Genomic DNA, 17,082 nt, shown 5'->3' on the forward strand with positions numbered 1-17,082 from the left:
CTGCAAACCACGAAAAAACCTGCGTAGGAGTGCGTATGCGAACGGTGAGGGAAACCCCTGCGGTACTCGGCTCGGCGGCTCGCTACCAGCGCATACGACGCAGCGCGACACGATGGGCCGGGAGTCTCGTGCTGCTGCTGATCCTCGCCGCCTGCAGCCGCGCGCCGGCAGAGCAGCGCCTGCGCGAGGCGATGGCCGGTCTGCAGGCCGCGATCGAGGCGCGCGATGTCGGTGACGCCATGGCCTTTGTCGGCGACGACTTCATCGGCACCGGCAGCCTCGACCGCGAGGGCGCGCGCAATCTGCTGCGCGTGATGGTGCTGCGCCACCAGACCCTGGGCCTGAGCCTCGGCCCGGCCGAGATCGAACTGTTCGATGGTCGCGCCAGCGTGCGCTTCACTGCGGTTGCGACGGGCGGGCAGGGGGCGCTTCTGCCGCAGTCGGCGCGGGTGTGGAATGTCGAGACCGCCTGGCGCGAAGACGGCGACGATTGGCAGCTGATCTCGGCGGACTGGAAGTAGGCCGCGCGCTGCATTGCGGCATGCTGCCCGGCGCGCCGATAATCGCGGGCCATTCACCTGGCCTGACCCGCGGGATCTCCCATGCTCGACCCACAGCTGCTGCGCGCCCACCTGCTCGACACCGCCGAGCGCCTCAAGAGCACCCGCGGCTTCGAACTCGACGTCGAGCGCCTGCAGGCCCTGGAGGCTGAGCGCAAGCAGATCCAGACGCGCACGCAGGAGCTGCAGAGCCTGCGCAACTCGAAGTCAAAGGAGATCGGCGCGCTGATGGGCCAGATCGCGCGTCTTGGCGCCGGCGACGCCGCCCAGGCGGAATCGGTCAAGGCCAAGGTCGATGAGCTCAAGCGCGAGGTCGCCTCCTTCGCGGAAGAGCTGACTAACGGCGAACAGCGCCTGGAGCAGATCCGACTCTCCATCGACATGATCAGCCTGGGCGTGCCCAACCTGCCGGGCGAGGACGTGCCGCTGGGCGGCAGCGAGGCCGACAACGTCGAGCAGCACCGCTGGGGCACGCCGCGCGCCTTCGACTTCGCGGTCAAGGACCATGTCGAGCTGGGCGCGCACAAGGGCTGGCTGGACGGCGACGCCGGCGCAAAGCTGTCGGGCGCGCGCTTCACCGTGCTGCGCGGCGAGCTGGCCCGCCTGCATCGCGCGCTGGCCCAGTACATGCTCGACTTGCACACGCTGCAGCACGGGTACGTCGAGCACAACATACCTTTGCTCGTTAATGGGGCAACCCTCGTCGGCACCGGCCAGCTGCCGAAGTTCGAAGAAGACCTATTCGCGACCTTTCACAGGTTCGACTCCGAGTCTGGCCGAAGAATCGTCGGCTCGTTCGAGAGCGTCCTTGCGCTGAAGAGGTCGTTTGAAAAGGTGCAGGAAGGGGGTGTGGATGCTCTCGGTCACGCTCTCGACACACTGCAGGCTTATCAGAACCACCTCGTCGATCGCTACCTGATCCCCACCTCGGAAGTGCCGCTGACCAACCTGGTCCGCGACAGCATCGTCGAAGACGCCGAGCTGCCGATGAAGCTCACGGCGCACTCCATGTGCTTCCGTGCGGAAGCCGGAAGCTATGGCCGCGACGTGCGCGGCATGATCCGCCAGCACCAGTTCGAGAAGGTCGAGCTGGTCGCCATCGCGCGTCCGTCCGAGAGCGAGGCCGTACACCAGGCGATGGTGCGCCACGCCGAGACCGTGCTGGAGACCCTCGGCCTGCCGTATCGCAAGGTGCTGCTGTGCACCGGCGACATGGGATTCTCCGCGCGCAAGACCTACGACCTCGAAGTCTGGCTGCCGGCGCAGAACGCGTACCGCGAAATCAGCTCGATCAGCAACTGCGGCGACTTCCAGGCCCGCCGCATGCAGGCCCGCTGGCGCAACCCCGAAACCGGCAAGCCCGAGCCCCTGCACACGCTCAACGGCTCTGGCGTCGCCGTGGGCCGCGCCCTGATCGCGGTGATGGAGAACTATCAGAACGCCGACGGCTCGATCACCGTGCCCGAGGCGCTGCGTGCGTACATGGGTGGCGCCGAGCGGATTGCCTGAAAGTGGCGCTTTCGCTCTTGGGACATACCTATGCGCAAATTCATGTTTCTCGATGGTGGCAAGGAGATTGGCTGGTCCGAGCTTGAGCTTGGAGATCCGCCGATGGGCGTCGCTTTGGGGCGGTTCCACCCCTCCGAGCACTATTCGCCGCCGCATACCGCCATCGAGGTTCGTACGCCTAGCGGTCTTGAAGTGAAGGCTTCAGGTGGCGTTTGTATCCTTGATGACTCCGCTGCTCTGGGCCCTGAAGCGATCGAAGTCTGAGTGTTGGGGATCGTGTTTCCCGCATATGGCTCTCTCTTTCCTGAGCACGTAGCCGCCTACGAGTCCCGATTTCGGGACGGGCTTTAGCTCTTGGGGTGGGTCCTGACCCACCGGAACTCGATGCTCGCCTCGGTCATGCAGCGCGTCGCTTGCCGCTGTCATCGCTCCGTGCGACTTGTCGGCTCATGCAGGGCGTGCCGCTTCACGCCGCGCGGCGCGCACTCGATGCTGCGGTGGCCTCACCCATCAGGTGCCCGTACAGATCCTTCGGATCGGCAAGCCCCGGAATCAGGCCAATGGTCTCGCCCAGGCCCAACTCGGCCGCGCGATCGCGCAAGAGGCGCAGGGCGCTGTAGTCCTCCAGCGCGAAGCCGACCGAGTCGAAGACGGTGATTTCGGAATCGTTGCGACGGCCTTCGGCATCGCCGCACAGCACGCGCCACAGTTCGGTGACACCGAAGTCCGCGGGCATCTGCTGCAGGTCGCCCTCGATGCGCGTTTGCGGCTCGAACTCGACGAAGACTGAAGCGCGCCGCAGCACGTCGGCGGCCAGCTCGGTCTTGCCGGGGCAGTCGCCGCCGACGCCGTTGATGTGCATGCCGGGCTCCAGCATGTCGGCGCTGAGGATGATGGCGTTGGTCTTGTCGGCGGTGACCGTGGTGATGATGTCGGCGCCGCGAACCGCCTCGCGCGTATCCGCGCAGACCACCACGCGCAGGCCGCGGACGGACTGCAGATGCGCCAGCAGCTTGGCGGTCGCCGCCGGATCGACATCGAACAGACGCACTTCTTCGATGCCCATGAGGTAGTGAAACGCCAGCGCCTGGAATTCACTCTGCGCGCCGTTGCCGATCAGCGCCATCACCTTCGCGTTCTTGCGCGCCAGGTGCTTTGCCGCCATCACCGAGGTCGCCGCAGTGCGCATGGCGGTGGTGAGCGTCAGCTCGGAGAGCAGGGTGGGGCGGCCGGTGTCGACGTCGGCCAGCACGCCAAAGGCCATCACCGTGGGCAAGCCTTCGCGGGTGTTCTTGGGGTGCCCGTTGACGTACTTGAAGCTGTACTCCTTGGCGTCGGTCACCGGCATCAGCTCGATCACGCCGACGTCGGAGTGCGAGGCCAGACGCGCGCACTTTTCGAATTCGTTCCAGCGGCGGAAGTCGGCCTCCAGGTACTCGACCATCTGCGCCAGCACCTGCGGCAGACCCAGGCGGGCAACCAGGCGGGAGACATCGAGGGTGGTGAGCAGGGTGGTCATGGCGGGCTCCGGCGAAGGGTTCGGTGCCTGCGCATTGTCCGGAGCCTGGCGGCAGCGCGAAACGGCAGAAGTGTCAGCGTTTCGCCATTGTGCTGGCGAAATGACAGATAGAGATGGCAATCTGCACACATGGACGAACTCGACCAGCAGCTGATCGCGCGCCTGCGCGCCAATGCCCGCGCCTCCGTGGCCGAACTCGCGGCGGCGCTGAAGGTGTCGCGCGGTACCGTCACCAACCGCATGGCCAAGCTGGAGCGCGAGGGCGTGATCAGCGGCTATACACTGCGGCTGCGCCCCGACGCCGCCCGCGAGGAAGTGCGGGCCTGGACGTCGATCGCGGTGGAAGGCAACCAGCTCAAGGTGGTGCATGCCCTGCTCGGCGAGCCCGGCGTCGCGGCCCTGCACGACACCAACGGACGCTGGGATCTGCTGGCCGAGCTGCGCGTACGCGATCTGACCGAACTGTCGGCCGCGCTGGAGCGTATCCGCGCGATGCCGGGCGTGAGCGCGACCGAGACCAGCCTGCATCTGAAGAGTTGGCGGGCGTGAGAGCCGCGACTGACTTGAAGCTGGGCTTCGGGGTGGGGACTGGCGATTCGGGATGCAAAGCAGCTTGGTCGCAGGGGCCAGGCCATCGGACATCGGACCTTGGACTGCCCCGTCTCTGTAGGAGCCTGCTTGCAGGCGACCGCCGGCTGCGCTCCGCCCAAGTGTATGGGTCGCGAGCAAGCTCGCTCCTACAACAGCCGGGACGTGTCGCGAGCAAGCTCGCTCCTTCAACGGCCGAGTCGTGTCGCACGCAAGCTCGCTCGTACAGGATGCGCACACGCACCGATTAGCGCGCGGAGCATCCCTACGGGCGCCCCGCTGCTGAGGGCTGACTGTCGCGGCGGCTGCGCCGAAGTTGTTGCCCTTTGCTGTCCCGTGACACACCGGCTTGCCCTAAGGCAAGGGCGATCAAGTCCCTCCTGAACTTGATCAGCGGTTGCGCCCTGCTTGGCGTGCGGCAACGCAGAGTTCTCAAGCGCTGCCCTCGATCTGTCGCTGCCCCGGCGGCCGGCCCTTCATGAACTGCCGGTACAGCACCGGCACCACGAACAGAGTGAGCACGCTGGAAAAGGCCAGACCCCAGACGATCGCCGAGGCCACCGGGCCCCACAGCAGGCTTTCGCCGGCAAAACCCATGGCCAGCGAGAACAGGCCGGCGATGGTGGTACCGGTGGTCATGGCGATCGCGATGACGCGGCGGCGGGCGGCGTAGATCGCCGCGTGCAGGGTCCGCATGCCGGCAGCGCGGCGGCTGTTGGCCGCATCGATCAGCACGATCGCACCGTTCACCGAAATGCCGATCAGGGCGATCCCTCCGTAAAGGGTGTACAGCGAGACCGGGTTGCCCGAGACGACCACGCCCAGGGTCACGCCGACCAGGGCCAAGGGCACGGTGACGAGGATGAGCAAGGGCTGCCAGTAGCTGCGGAACTGTGCGGCCAGGATCAGATAGATCAGGCCGATGCCCAGCAGGCCCAGCGGCCCCATCGCCGCCAGCGATTCGTTGATGTCGTCGAGCTGGCCGGAGAAGTCGAGGTCGGCGTTCGGATAGTCCGCGCGCACGGTCTCCCAGCGCTCGCGCAGGGTCTGCGCCGCCGCCACCGCATTTTTCACGTCGAGATCGAGATCGGCCTCGACGGTGATCGCGCGGCGGAAGTTCCAGTGCTTGATCAGGTCGGCACTGGTGCGCGTCTCGGCCTTCACCAGGGCGCCCAGCACGGTGCTGCCTCCGCCGCTCGAGGCCCGCGTTCGATGGGCGCAGACCGGCCTCAGCGCGCCGCGCGCTGGCTGACCGCGACGCTGCCGAGGATCAGCACGCCCGCTAGCAGCATCGGCAGGGTCACCGGCTCGTCGAGCAGCCACCAGGCCCAGCTGACGGCGAACAGCGGGATCAGGTAGGTCACCGTCGAGGCGCGGCTGGCACCCACCCGCGCAATCAGCCGGTAGTACATGACCATGGCGATCCCGGTGCACAGCACGCCCAAGCCCAGCGCCGAGCCCCAGGCCAGCAGCGGTGGATTGACCGCCGGCCAGTAGGCAATCGCGAAGGGCAGCACCAGCAGTGAGGAGCAGAGCAGATTGGCCGCGGCCACAGCACCCGCAGGCAGGTGCGACAGGTGCCTGCGCACCAGATTGATGCCGATGCCGTAGAGGAAGGCCGCCAGCGTGCCGGCTGCCGCGGCAAGCCCCACGCTGGCACCGGCGCTGCGTCCGCTGGCCAACACCACCACGCCGACGAAGCCGATCGCCAGCGCCATCGCCCGCCGCTGGCCGATCTTCTCGCCGAAGAACAGGAAGCCGACCAGGGCGGTGAAGGGCACGGTCATCGCATTGGTGATCGCGCCGATGCCGGCCGGCGCGCGCTCGGCGGCCCAGGCGAACAGGGTGAAGGGCACCGCGGAGTTGATCGCCGCCACCAGCACCAGCAGCGGCCACAGCCGCCACGGGAACCGCGCGCGGGCCAGCCACAGGAAGGGCAGCAGGATCAGCGCGCCGAAGGCCAGCCGCAGCTCGACCAGGGGCAGGGCGCCGAAATGCGGGGCAGCGATGCGCATGAACAGGAAGGAGGCCCCCCAGATCGCGCCGAGCACGGCGAGTTCGATCGGCGTGAGCCAGCGCGCAGCGAGGCCGGGCTGCGGAAGGGGAAGCGTGGAAGCGGGTGCGGACATGGGGCGAACTCGTGGGGGAGGGAGAGCCGCGAATCTGCTGCGAGGCACAAGTCTGGTCATCCGCTGAAACCGGCGCTGGCCGTTTCCGGACCGCGCAGACCAAAGTCCTGCAGCGCAGCGAATTGTCCGCGCAGGCGTCGCCTTCACAAGCGACTTATGCTTGCGCGAGCCACAAGTATCATTTGAGTCGAACATGGCCCTGCACAGCGATTGGCTCTCCGCCCTGGCCGCCTTCGAGGCCGCCGCGCGCCATCAGAACTTCGCCCACGCCGGCGAGGAGCTGCATCTCACTGCGAGCGCGGTCAGCCACCACGTGCGCCGGCTGGAGGCACGGCTCGGCCTGCCGCTGTTCCGTCGCCACGCCCGAGGCGTGCAGCTCACTGCGGAAGGTCGTTTGCTGGCGGATGCGGCGTCCGGCGCCATAGCCGACATCGACGCGGTGATGCGCGGCCTGCGCGGCAGCCGCGAGCGCGAGCCGCCGGTGCGCATCACCACCCTGCATTCCTTCGCGTCGAGCTGGCTGATCCCGCGCCTGCCGGACTTTGCGCGCGCGCATCCGCAGATCCGCCTGAATGTCGATACCGGCAGCGCGCTGACCCGCTTCGACGACAGCGGGCCGGATCTGGGTATTCGTTACGGGCCGGGACGATGGCCGGGCTTGACCGCCGCGCCTCTGCTGGAGGATCGCCTGTTCGCAGTCGCCGCACCGCGGCTCGCGCGCGGCATCGGCAGCGCCGAAGAGGTGCTGCAGCTGCCGCTGATCGCCGACCTCGCGGTGCAGGGCTGGCGCGACTGGTGCCGCATGGCCGGGCTGCGGGTTGGCGTGCCCGACGAGCGCTATGTGTTCAGCGACAGCACCGACATGCTGGCCGCCGCCGAGCAGGGCCTCGGTGCCGCGCTGGCGCGCTCCTCGATCGTGCAGCCCTGGCTGGACGCGGGCACCCTGGAACAGCTGCCAGGCCCCGAATTGCCGGGGCGCTACAGCTACCACGTGGTCTGGCCCGAGCACCGACGCCTGAAGCCGGCCGCGCGCAGCGTGGTGGACTGGCTGCTGGCGCAGGCGGGGCAGGGTTGAGGGCATTGCCTGTGCGTTGTCCAGTCCGCTGAAGCTGCGAGCGCAGATCCGCTACGCCCGCAGGGGCTGCCCCAGGACAACGCAGAAAAATTCAGCGTTGTCGCGCGCCGTGGAGGGCGCGCTCGCGGATCGAGCACGCCAGTGCACGATCCAGCGTGACCGAGCGAAGCGAAGGTGTCGCCGCGTCGCGGCCGAGCGAGTCCGGACCTGCGCCGGACTCGCGACCACGGATCAAGGCCGGGAGGGACTTGATCCGTGTTGCCTTACTCGGGCAGGAGATCCACCGCCACGTCGACCGCTGAGCGAGCCTGCTCGCCAAGTCGTGCCGCGCGTTCGCAGACCGTGCTGGCCTCGGCGCTGCCGCGCACCCAGCTCAGCTCGCAACGCTGGGCGTATTGGGCTGCTTCGGCCAGCGCGCTGAGCGCCACGTCCTCGCGATCGCGCAGGTCGCGGTCCTCGCTGCCGGCCATTTCGCGGCGACGCAGGTCGACCGCTTCGAGCAGGGTTTGCTCGAGTTCGACCAGCTTCAGCGAAGGCTGTAGCAGGCGCAGCAGGGCCTGGATGCTGCGCAGAGCCAGCACTGGGCCGCCATTGCGCTGGCCGGCGAGGCTGGCGCTCTCCAGCGCGAAGATCGCCGAGTTCCAGTGCGAGTTCTGCTGTGCCGCCTTGAAGTCGCTCGGCCCACGGCAGTTGGCGCCGCAGAAGGGCCGCGGAATCAGGTTGCCGTTGTTGTCGATCCAGCGGAAATCGTCCGCCTGATAGACGAAGAAGGACTCGAAGTCGGAGTTGGGCCAGGCCACCGGCACGCCGTCGACGCTGATGTCGATACCGCTGCCGCTGCAGCCCGGCAGGTCGCGCAGGCGGATCACGATCGGGTCCTGCGTGCTGATGTTGGCGGTACCGAAGTGCTGGCCGAACTGGGTGACCCACTGGGTGTTTTCCGAGCCCTGCAGGCGGATGCCGCAGGCCCCTGCCTTGGGCGCGATGGCGTCGTGCCACTGGCTGTTGATCGTGACCTGGCCGGGCTGGATGAAATCATTGCCGCCGAAGTGGATGTAGTAATCGTGGCTGGACGCGGCCTGGGCGGTATGGGCGAGGGTGCCGGCGAGCAGCAGCGCGCAGCTGCCGGCGAGAGTGCGGAGGGTGTTCATGGCGTCGTTCCTTGGGGATGGCCGCGACGGGTGTCGCCGGGCTCATCGACGGACACGCGATTGCGAGGGCGAAACGACAGGGTCAGCTACCAGCCGCTGAGCACGGGCGGTGCCAGGTCAAGTCGAGTTCGAGCGTCTGGGCCGTATCGAGGGCCCAGGCAGCCCGTGCGAGCTGGGTCGATTCGGCGATGTCGGGCGGTTGAACAAGCCGAACCGTGGGGGCGTTGATGCGTGCGGCGGGCCAGTGCCCACCCTATGCATGGCAGCAGTCGCTGCCCGGCGATCGAACGCGCATCTACAGGGTGGGCCCTGGCTCACTGCAGCATGAGCCTCGCCATACGAGTCGGCGGTCCACAGGGTGGGCCCTGGCCCAGCGCAGGCCGTGCATCGCATCGCAGCGCGTCAGCCGCAGGTCGATCGAACGTCGCCCAGCACACGCCGATCGCGATTCGCGCAAGGCCCCGGCTGAGGGCCCGGCGCCAGCGGGCGCGCCCCTTCTTGCCTGCGTGATTCAAGTGCCTGGTGGGTTGCTCTTGCCCGTCAGGCCGGCACGCCTCTGCGGTGCAGCCGACTCGGCGGCAAGCCCTTCATGAACTGCCGGTACAGCACCGGCACCACGAACAGGGTGAGCACGCTGGAGAAGGCCAGACCCCAGACGATCGCTGAGGCCACGGGGCCCCACAGCAGGCTCTCGCCGGCAAAGCCCATCGCCAGCGAGAACAGGCCGGCGATGGTGGTGCCGGTGGTCATGGCGATCGCGATTACGCGGCGGCGGGCGGCGTAGATCGCCGCGTGCAGGGTGCGCATGCCGGCAGCGCGGCGGCTGTTGGCCGCATCGATCAGCACGATCGCACCGTTCACCGAAATGCCGATCAGGGCGATCGCGCCGTACAGGGTGTACAGCGAGACCGGGTTGCCCGAGACGACCACGCCCAGGGTCACGCCGACGAGTGCCAAGGGCACAGTGACGAGGATCAGCAAGGGCTGCCAGTAGCTGCGGAACTGCGCGGCCAGGATGAGATAGATGAGACCGATGCCGAGCAGGCCCAGCGGCCCCATCGCCGCCAGCGATTCGTTGATGTCGTCGAGCTGGCCGGAGAAGTCGAGGTCGGTGTTCGGGTAGGCCGCGCGCACGGTCTCCCAGTGCTCGCGCAGGGTCTGCGCCGCCGCCACTGCATTGTTCACGTCGAGATCGAGATCGGCCTCGACGGTGATCGCGCGGCGGAAGTTCCAGTGCTTGATCAGGTCGGCACTGGTGCGCGTCTCAGCCTTCACCAGGGCGCCCAGCACGGTGCTGCCGCCGCCGGGCAAGGCCACCGGCTGGGCCAGCAGGGCTTCGACCCGATCCAGCCGCTGCGGCCGCGCCTGCACGCGCAGTTCGACCTTCTCGCCGCGGTCGCGCAGGTCGGCCACCACTTCGCCGTCGACATGCAGGCGTACCAGGCGCGCCACCGCGGCCGGGTCCAGCCCGGCCTCACGGGCGGCGGCCACGTCGACTTCGAGGGTCAGCTCGCTGCGCCCGGGGCTGGCATCGTCGCTGATGTCGCGGGTGCCTTCGATGCCCTTGACGATCTGCTTCACCCGCTCGGCGGCGGCCGCCAGCTCTGCGGGATCGTCGGCGCGCACCTTGACGCTGATGGCTTTGCCGGTGGGCGGGCCGCCGCTCAGCTTGAGGAAGGACAGCGCCGCAGGCACGGGGGCCGACTCGACGTCCTCGCGCATGGCTTCGATGATCTCGTCGATCAGGCGCGCGTCCTCGGTCGCGGGATTGAGCGACACCGCGATCTGGCCGTAGCGATCGCCAAACACCGCTTCGTCCGGGGTGAACTTGATGCCTGCCATCGACACCACCGAGCGGGCCTCGCCCTCGCGCAGGTGCCGTCGCACGATCTGCTCCACCGTCAGCGTGTGCTGGATGCTCTCCTCGATCGGCGTGGTCGGCGGCAGGTCGACGTTGACGTAGAACAGCCGGATCGGATCGAAGGCGAAGAAGTTGAAGCGCACGGGGCCGCTGTTGAATTTCCACCCGATCAAGATCGCCAGCAGTGCAGCGACGAACAGGGCGAAGGCACCGCTCAGGTAGGGCACAGGCTTGCGCATGACGTGGATCAGCGCGCGCGTGTACTTGACCCGCAGCGCATGCGTCCAGCGCTCGCGCCAGGCCTGGCTGCGTGACGCGCTGAGCGCCTTCGGGCCCAATGCGACGACGTGTGCGGGCAGCATCCACACGGCCTCGATCAGGCTCACCGTCAGTCCCACCGTGACCACGAAGGGAATGACGAACATGAATTGGCCCAGGATGCCCGGCAGCAGCATCAGCGGCAGGAAGGCCGCCACGGTGGTGGCCACGGCGGCCAGCACCGGCAGCCCGACCTCGCGCAGGCTTTCGAGCCCGGCCTGAAGTGCGTCGGTTCCGCGCTGCATGCGGTAGTACATCGCTTCGACCACGACCACAGCATCGTCGACCAGCATGCCCAGCACGATGACGATGCCGAGCAGTACCGAGACGTTGAGCGAGTTGCCGGTGATGTCCAGCAGGATGAAGGTGCCGGCGATCGAGAACACCACGCCGAGCGCCACCATCGCCGAGATGCGCGAACCCAGAAACAGCCAGCACACCCCCAGCACCAGGATCAGGCCGACCAGGGCGTTGTCCTGCATGATCGCCAGCGCGTCGCGGGTCGGCAGGGACTGGTCGTCACTCAGCACCAGCGACAGCCCCGTGCCGGCCAGCACGGCATTCTTGCGTTCGACGTACTCGCGCAGCCGGTCAACCAGTTCCAGGGTGTTGCTGCCGCCGATCTTGGTTATCGACATCAGCACGGCTGGCTGGCCTTCGGTGCCGACCAGCTGGCGCGGGCGCTGGCTGACCCGGCGCACCTCGGCCAAGGTGTCGAGCCGCACCGGGCTGCCGTCGGCGAGCGGCAGCTCGAAGCCCGCGAGGCGCTCCACGTCGGGCACGGCGCCGGCCACGCGCACCAGCCATTCGGCATCGCTGGCATCCTGCTTGCCCGCGAAGACGTCGCGGAACCAGCCGCGCAGCGCGTCCGCCAGCTGCACCGCATTCACTCCGCGCGCGGCGAGCGCCTGCGGGTCGAACTCGACCCGCAGCTCGGGATCGCGAAAGCCCAGCGCCAGCACGCGGTCGACGCCGCTTATGCGCTCAATGTCCTCGCGCACGCTGCGCGCAGCGAAGCGCAGGTGCTCGTCATCGGCCTGGCCGCGCAGCACCACCATGGCGGTGGGGAATCCGTTCGCCGAGGTGATTTCGAGGATGTCCGGGTCCAGCGCCTCGACCGGCAGCTCGGCATTGGCCTTGTTCTGGATCTCGCGGCGCACATCGTTGACGCGCTTGTCGAAGGTGCGCTCGTCGATCTCGCGAAAGCGCACCAGGATGTTGCTGACCCCCTCGCGCGAAGAGCTGATCACCCAGCGCACGTCCTGCACATTGCGCAGGGCATCTTCCAGCGGATTGGTGATCTTGGCTTCGACGTCCTCGGCGGAGGCGCCGGGCAGGGCAGTCGTGATGTTCAGCCAGTTGAAGTTGATTTCCGGATCCTGCTCGCGCGGCATGGTCGCGTAAGCGATCGCGCCCATCACCAGCACCACGGCGAAGGCGATATTGGCCAGCGGATGGTGGGTGATGAGGCGTTCGAGCAGGCTCATGGTTCGAGCACCGGCAGCGCGTCGCCCTCGTTCAGGCCCTGCTGGCCGCGACGGACCACGCGCGTGCCGGCAGGCACCTCAAGTCGGAAGGGTCGGCCTTCTTCGGCGCCCTCGGCGGGGACGAAGCGCGCAGCGCCGGCCGCATCGATAAAGGCGCCCAGCTGGCCGCCCCGCTTGACCATCAGTTCGGCAGGCAGCAGCAGGGCCGCGCTGGTCCACTCGATCTGGCCGGTGCTGCCCGCAGGCGCGGTGTCGGCGGTGAAAGCGAAGCGCGCGAGCCGCGTGCGCGCGCTGCGTTCCAGCAGCGGCGACAGCGCTTCGAGCCGCAGCGGGTAGCGCTGGCCGGCCGTCACGAAGACGATTTCGCGCCCGCCTTCGAGCCGGGCGGCGGCTTCTGGCGCGAGCCGGGCTTCCACTTCGGGGGCCGCGGTGGATACCAGTCGCAGCAGCGGCGTGCCCGGTGCCGCGAGCGCGCCGACCTGGGCCTGGCGCTCCAGAACCACACCGGCAAAGGGGGCGCGGACCGCGCACTTCTCCAGCTGCCGTGCCGCGATGTCGCGCGCTGCGCGCGCCAGTTCGAGCTCGGCCTGGGCGGCGTCGAGGCCGGTTTCCAGCGCCAGCAGTTCGTCTTCGCTGAGGTGGCGTTCGGCGCGCAAGCGGCGGCCGCGCTCGGCCCGCTGCGTCGCCAGCGTCAGACGCGCCTGCGCGGCGCGAAGCTGTGCCTCGGCCTGCTGCAGCGCCAGCCGGGCGTCGCGTTCGTCGAGGCTCACCAGCAGGGCGCCGCGCTCGACGCTGCGGCCGGCGTCGGTGTGCACCGCGGATACCGCGGCCGCGACTTCGGCGGCGATCAGCGCATCGTTCGGCGCCAGCACCGCTGCGCTGGCGGTCTGCCGATCGGGCAGGGCGAGCGACTCGATCGGCTGCAGCTCGATGAGGCTTGCGGCGTCGTTCTGCGCGTGCACAGCGCCGGCTGCCAGCGACGCGGCCAGCAGCAGCGCGGCAAGCCCATGGGCAGACGCAGCCGCTGCGAAGGCCAAACGAATAGCGACATGTGTGCGCATGCAGAGACATCCTGTCGAAGTTGCGCGCGGGCGGAGTAAGGCTGGCGCGCGAAGCCCTCATTTCAGCATGGGCAAGCGACCTGCGACAGGTGAGCTCTGTCTGCTGCTCGAAGCGCAGTCGAGCCGCGGCAGTGGCGTTTCGGGCAGCGCAGCGGCGAGGACGCCGGGCCCCTGCGCGGAGATGGGCGGACGGCGCCGGCCCGAGCGTCCGACCGCAACCCCGCGTGACGCTTAGGCGACGCTCCTGCGCAGTCCACGCGCCCCGAGCGCAAGCATCGCCAGCGCCCACAGGGCCAGCATGCCGAGCAGGCCCAGGGGCGCGGCGGGTGCTTCGGTGGTGTCCGCGTAGCGCGGCACTTTGCCTTCATCCTCGATCGTCCAGGCGCGCTCTTCGAACACGTAGGGGTACAGCTGCAGGCGCAGCGCGCGGTGCAGGTCGCGCACCCGATCCAGAAACTGCAGATGGGCTTCGAGATCGCTCTCGGCCAACCGGTGCAGGGCTGCCTGCGTGGCGACGGCGGGCAGCAGCCAGCCCAGCTGGTGGGTGCTCCGCTCGCGCTGACGCAAGCGCTCTCGGTACTCCGCGCTGGCCTCGCGCACGGCAAGATCGCCAGCGTGCTGCAGGGCGTAGTACCACTTCCAGTGGAAGCGCGTCTCGACCGGCGGGGTGTCGCGCCACTCCGGGTGGTCGACAAAGAAGCGCGCGAAGGTCTCGGGCTTGGGGCGGTCCCAGCCGGCATGCACTTCTTCGCGTTGGGCCAGCATCAGCTCCAGGCCGCTGTCGACCGGTAGCGCGCGCTGCAGGGCCGCCTGCCCCAGGCTGGGCAGCACCAGACAGAGCAGCAGCCACAGCCCGACCAGGCGGGCGGCGTGCGCGCCGGAGCCGCCGCGGGCGCTGGCGACGGCGAGGCACAGCCCCGCCCAGAACAGAACGTAGAGCGTGCAGAGGCCGATCAGGCTCACCAGGGCTGTGGCGGCGGCGCCGCTGCTGATCGCGAACGGCAGCACGGGCAGACACAGCGCCAGCAGCACCAGCGCGGTGCGCAGCCCCGCGCGTCGCCACCACAATCCGCCCCCGGCCGCGGGCAGCGCGCGCAGCAGCGCCAGTCGTCCCGCTTCGCGTTCGGCGCTGAACAGGTCGTGCAGCAAGGCGATCAGCACCAGCGGCGTCAAATACACGAGCACGAAGGCGAAGTCGAAGCGACCGGTCAGCGCCAGCGCCGGGTTGGCGTGCTCGCCCTCGTAGATCTGCGCTTCCAGCCCCAGCGCGCGGACCCGCATGAGCCAGGGCGCGATGTCGCGCTGACCCACGGCGCTGAAGCCGAGCGCGGCGGGTTCGTCCCAGGCCAGAACAGAGCGGTGATAGGCGAGATTGCCGGCGTCGCCGCTGGCGCCATAGCGGGCCAGCACCAGGGCGCTGCTCTCGGCCTGCAGGGCCTGGGCTTCGGCGATGCGCGCGCGCTGCGCGTCCATCTGCCGCGCCCCGTTCCAGCTGGCGGCAAGGCTGAGCGTGCCCAGCACCAGCAGGGCGAACACCGCCATGCGCGCGCGCAGCAGCAGGCGCAGCTCACGGCGCAGCAGCGCGAACGCGCGTGGACGCTGCACGCCCACAGCAGCCGCTACGATCGTGCTCATGCCGCGTGCTCCGCGCGTGCTGCAAGCCGATGCAGTGCGATGCCCAGCAGCAGCATCCACAGCAGGAGCACCGCGGCCGCGCGCAGCACCTGTGCGTCCAGCGTCGGCGCGGGCGGCACGAACTCGAAGCGCGGCAGTGTCGCCCAGGTGTCATGCGAAAGCTTCTGCGCGCGGTCGTCGACCTGCTTGATCTCTTCCGCATGCAGAGTGTTGAGCGCCTGCACGAAGGCGAAGCGATGCTGCTCCGCCTGCGCGAGAAACGCGCGGTGGGTGCCCGCATCGGTGCCGCTCAGTTGCATCGAGGCGGGGCGCAGGGCCAGCAGCGGCGACAGCCAGCCTAGCGTGGCGAGCGCGTCCGCTTGCGAGGCCTCGATCGTCTGCAGGGCCTGCATCTGCTGCTGGAACAGCTCGCTGGTGAGCCGTTCGCCTTCCAGCATGACCAGACCACCGTAGTTGACCGGCAGGTCTTCGATGCGCTGCACGCCGTAGCGTTCCAGCACCTGCTGGCGGAACGCGCTGAAGTAGGGGTCGTTCGGGTTGTGGCTGTCGCCGATCGCTGCCAGCGCTTTCTGCACGCCGATGTCGGTGGCGACCCGCGTGGGCAGCGGCTGGCTCCGCTGCAGCTGGTCGGCGGCGATGCGCGGCAGGGCCACGCACAGCACCGCCCACAGCGACAGCCCGGCCAGTAGGGCCTCGCGTGGCCGCGGCGCGAGCAGCGAGATCTGCAGGGCCAGCAGCACCCACAGCAGGGCGTGCAGCAGGTACAGCGCGCACAGCAGCACCGCGGGCAGAAGCCGGCCGTGCGCGCTGGCCACCGTGAGCACGGCGATCAGCGCCGGCGCGCTGAGCGTGGCCGCGACGCCGGACTGGGCAAGCAGCTTGCCGGCAACGATCTGCGCCAGCGGCACGCCCTGCACCCGCAGCAGGCGCAGACTGCCGCCGGCGCGCTCGCGGGCGATGGCGGCGTGCGCCAGCAGCACGATCAACAGCGGCAGCAGCAGCTGCAGGACAAAGGCCGGGCTGAGCTGGCCGAAGCGCAGCAGCAGGGAAGACTGCCGCGCATCGCCGAAGTTGGCGCTGTTCTGGCGATGGCCCTCAAGGTAGATCAGATGCCCGGTGTAGGCGTCCACGCCGAAGTCGAAAAACGCCAGCGGGCCCAAGGGGCGCAGCGCGAACTGGCCGTAGTGCACGACCCGGTGCGGGTGCCGATCCGGTTGATCGAGAAAGGCCTGGTCGCTGCTGGCCTGCGCGCGCGCGCGGGCGGAGTCGGCGCGGGCGCGCTGATCCAGTGCCGCCACCGTGGCCGCCAGCATCAGGATCAGCATCAGTACGGCCGCCGCGCGGCTCAGGCCGTGGCGCAGCAGCCAGCGCAGCTCTTCGCGGGCGATCCGCACGACGTGGCCGCGGCGCGGCTTGAGCGTCCAACCGGTGCCTTCGATTGAAACCGTCGCGCTCACGCCGCCGCCTCGGCGAAGCGTCGATGCAGGGCGTTGAGGTCGAAGCGGTCCTCGCCCTGCGCGCGCCATTCCTCGACGATGCGGCCGTCGGCGAGAAAGCCGATGCGGTCCGCGGTGTCGGCGGCCGAAAGCAGGTCGTGGGTGACCATCAGCACGGCCACTCCGTTCGCCTTCAGCGCCTGCAGCAGGGCGTTGAGCTCGGCCGTGGCGCGCGGGTCCAGACCCGAGCCCGGCTCGTCGAGGATCAGCACCGGCGTGCGTCGCGCCAGCGCCAGGGCGATGGCCACCTTCTGGCGCATGCCCTTCGAGTAGCCCGACAGGGGTCGCCGCCAGGCTTCGCGCGGCAGCGCCACCCGCTGCAGGGCGGGTTCGATCACGCCGACGGGATCAGGCTCGATGCCCGCCAGGGCAAGCAGATAGTCCAGGTTCTCGACGGCCGACAGATGCTCGTACAGGGCGATGCTCTCGGCGACGTAGGCGAGCTGCGCGCGCGCATCCTGCACGTGGGTACGCACATTGATGCCGGCGATCCGCAGCTCGCCGGCCTCGGGCTTGATCAGCCCCAGCAGAGCCGCGACCGTGGTCGACTTGCCGGCGCCGTTGCCGCCGAGCAGGGCATAGACCTCGCCTGCGCGCACCTGCAGGTCGAGCCCTCGCAGTACAGGCTGCTCGCCATAGCGGTGATGCAGCCCACGCACTTCGATGCGCAGATCCTCCGGCTGCCAGCCCATG

At 69.1% G+C, this 17,082-nt stretch carries 14 protein-coding genes; 5 read left to right on the forward strand and 9 right to left on the reverse strand.

Annotated elements, in window-relative coordinates:
- The first annotated feature begins 128 nt into the window (after positions 1-128).
- The 3 genes from H4O13_05030 (at position 129) to H4O13_05040 (ending at position 2,333) form a co-directional block, all read left to right on the forward strand.
- Positions 129-521: a nuclear transport factor 2 family protein gene (locus tag H4O13_05030; protein MBE5314750.1), complete on the forward strand. Its 393-nt coding sequence runs from the start codon at positions 129-131 to the stop codon at positions 519-521.
- Positions 522-602: 81 nt separating this feature from the next.
- Positions 603-2,069, forward strand: a complete 1,467-nt coding sequence (serS, locus tag H4O13_05035; protein ID MBE5314751.1) for a serine--tRNA ligase — start codon at positions 603-605, stop codon at positions 2,067-2,069.
- Between the two features lie 30 nt (positions 2,070-2,099).
- The gene (locus H4O13_05040; GenBank protein ID MBE5314752.1) at positions 2,100-2,333 is read left to right on the forward strand and encodes a hypothetical protein; all 234 of its coding nucleotides are present in this window, start codon (positions 2,100-2,102) and stop codon (positions 2,331-2,333) included.
- A 202-nt stretch (positions 2,334-2,535) separates the two neighbouring features.
- Here the strand turns inward: H4O13_05040 and H4O13_05045 are convergent, their stop codons facing one another.
- Positions 2,536-3,588 carry an ornithine cyclodeaminase gene (locus H4O13_05045; protein MBE5314753.1) on the reverse strand — a complete coding sequence of 351 codons (1,053 nt, stop codon included), beginning with the start codon at positions 3,586-3,588 and terminating at the stop codon, positions 2,536-2,538.
- 129 nt (positions 3,589-3,717) lie between these two features.
- Between H4O13_05045 and H4O13_05050 the strand changes: the two genes are divergently transcribed.
- Positions 3,718-4,137 (forward strand): Lrp/AsnC family transcriptional regulator, encoded by a 420-nt coding sequence (locus H4O13_05050; GenBank protein MBE5314754.1) that lies wholly within the window; start codon positions 3,718-3,720, stop codon positions 4,135-4,137.
- Between the two features lie 471 nt (positions 4,138-4,608).
- On the opposite strand, the gene H4O13_05055 is transcribed toward H4O13_05050, so the two are convergent.
- Both H4O13_05055 and H4O13_05060 read right to left on the reverse strand, forming a co-directional pair.
- On the reverse strand, positions 4,609-5,508 hold the full coding sequence (locus H4O13_05055; GenBank protein ID MBE5314755.1) for an efflux RND transporter permease subunit: 900 nt from the start codon (positions 5,506-5,508) through the stop codon (positions 4,609-4,611).
- Positions 5,406-6,305 (reverse strand): DMT family transporter, encoded by a 900-nt coding sequence (locus tag H4O13_05060; protein MBE5314756.1) that lies wholly within the window; start codon positions 6,303-6,305, stop codon positions 5,406-5,408. Before H4O13_05060 ends, H4O13_05055 begins: the two co-directional genes overlap by 103 nt.
- Before the next feature lie 193 nt (positions 6,306-6,498).
- On the opposite strand from H4O13_05060, the gene H4O13_05065 reads away from it, so the two are divergent.
- Positions 6,499-7,380 carry a LysR family transcriptional regulator gene (locus H4O13_05065; GenBank protein MBE5314757.1) on the forward strand — a complete coding sequence of 294 codons (882 nt, stop codon included), beginning with the start codon at positions 6,499-6,501 and terminating at the stop codon, positions 7,378-7,380.
- A gap of 263 nt (positions 7,381-7,643) precedes the next feature.
- Here H4O13_05065 and H4O13_05070 read toward each other — a convergent pair whose 3' ends face one another.
- The 6 genes from H4O13_05070 to H4O13_05095 all read right to left on the reverse strand — a co-directional run bounded on the left by H4O13_05070 (position 7,644) and on the right by H4O13_05095 (position 17,081).
- Complete coding sequence (locus tag H4O13_05070) at positions 7,644-8,531, reverse strand: hypothetical protein (protein MBE5314758.1); 888 nt, start codon at positions 8,529-8,531, stop codon at positions 7,644-7,646.
- Between the two features lie 540 nt (positions 8,532-9,071).
- Positions 9,072-12,197, reverse strand: a complete 3,126-nt coding sequence (locus H4O13_05075; protein MBE5314759.1) for an efflux RND transporter permease subunit — start codon at positions 12,195-12,197, stop codon at positions 9,072-9,074.
- A complete protein-coding gene (locus H4O13_05080; protein MBE5314760.1) occupies positions 12,194-13,258 on the reverse strand; it encodes an efflux RND transporter periplasmic adaptor subunit in 1,065 nt (354 codons plus the stop codon). The genes H4O13_05075 and H4O13_05080 overlap by 4 nt, the downstream gene beginning before the upstream one ends.
- 231 nt (positions 13,259-13,489) lie before the next feature.
- A complete protein-coding gene (locus H4O13_05085) occupies positions 13,490-14,893 on the reverse strand; it encodes a DUF3526 domain-containing protein (protein MBE5314761.1) in 1,404 nt (467 codons plus the stop codon).
- Entirely contained in the window at positions 14,890-16,419 is a 1,530-nt protein-coding gene (locus H4O13_05090) for a DUF3526 domain-containing protein (GenBank protein MBE5314762.1), read from the reverse strand. The genes H4O13_05085 and H4O13_05090 overlap by 4 nt, the downstream gene beginning before the upstream one ends.
- On the reverse strand, positions 16,347-17,081 hold the full coding sequence (locus tag H4O13_05095; protein ID MBE5314763.1) for an ATP-binding cassette domain-containing protein: 735 nt from the start codon (positions 17,079-17,081) through the stop codon (positions 16,347-16,349). Before H4O13_05095 ends, H4O13_05090 begins: the two co-directional genes overlap by 73 nt.
- Between the last annotated feature and the right edge of the window lies 1 nt (position 17,082).

The organism is Lysobacterales bacterium, from assembly GCA_014946745.1.
Lineage (GTDB): Bacteria > Pseudomonadota > Gammaproteobacteria > Xanthomonadales > Xanthomonadaceae > Aquimonas.

Excerpts from the sequence above, each read along its gene's own strand:
- serS (MBE5314751.1), top strand. The coding sequence starts at position 603 with ATGCTCGACCCACAGCTGCTGCGCGCCCACCTGCTCGACACCGCCGAG.
- H4O13_05040 (MBE5314752.1), top strand. The coding sequence starts at position 2,100 with ATGCGCAAATTCATGTTTCTCGATGGTGGCAAGGAGATTGGCTGGTCC.
- H4O13_05045 (MBE5314753.1), bottom strand. The coding sequence starts at position 3,588 with ATGACCACCCTGCTCACCACCCTCGATGTCTCCCGCCTGGTTGCCCGC.
- H4O13_05050 (MBE5314754.1), top strand. The coding sequence starts at position 3,718 with ATGGACGAACTCGACCAGCAGCTGATCGCGCGCCTGCGCGCCAATGCC.
- H4O13_05060 (MBE5314756.1), bottom strand. The coding sequence starts at position 6,305 with ATGTCCGCACCCGCTTCCACGCTTCCCCTTCCGCAGCCCGGCCTCGCT.
- H4O13_05065 (MBE5314757.1), top strand. The coding sequence starts at position 6,499 with ATGGCCCTGCACAGCGATTGGCTCTCCGCCCTGGCCGCCTTCGAGGCC.
- H4O13_05070 (MBE5314758.1), bottom strand. The coding sequence starts at position 8,531 with ATGAACACCCTCCGCACTCTCGCCGGCAGCTGCGCGCTGCTGCTCGCC.
- H4O13_05075 (MBE5314759.1), bottom strand. The coding sequence starts at position 12,197 with ATGAGCCTGCTCGAACGCCTCATCACCCACCATCCGCTGGCCAATATC.
- H4O13_05080 (MBE5314760.1), bottom strand. The coding sequence starts at position 13,258 with ATGCGCACACATGTCGCTATTCGTTTGGCCTTCGCAGCGGCTGCGTCT.
- H4O13_05085 (MBE5314761.1), bottom strand. The coding sequence starts at position 14,893 with ATGAGCACGATCGTAGCGGCTGCTGTGGGCGTGCAGCGTCCACGCGCG.
- H4O13_05090 (MBE5314762.1), bottom strand. The coding sequence starts at position 16,419 with ATGGCGCGCGCAGGGCGAGGACCGCTTCGACCTCAACGCCCTGCATCG.
- H4O13_05095 (MBE5314763.1), bottom strand. The coding sequence starts at position 17,081 with ATGGGCTGGCAGCCGGAGGATCTGCGCATCGAAGTGCGTGGGCTGCAT.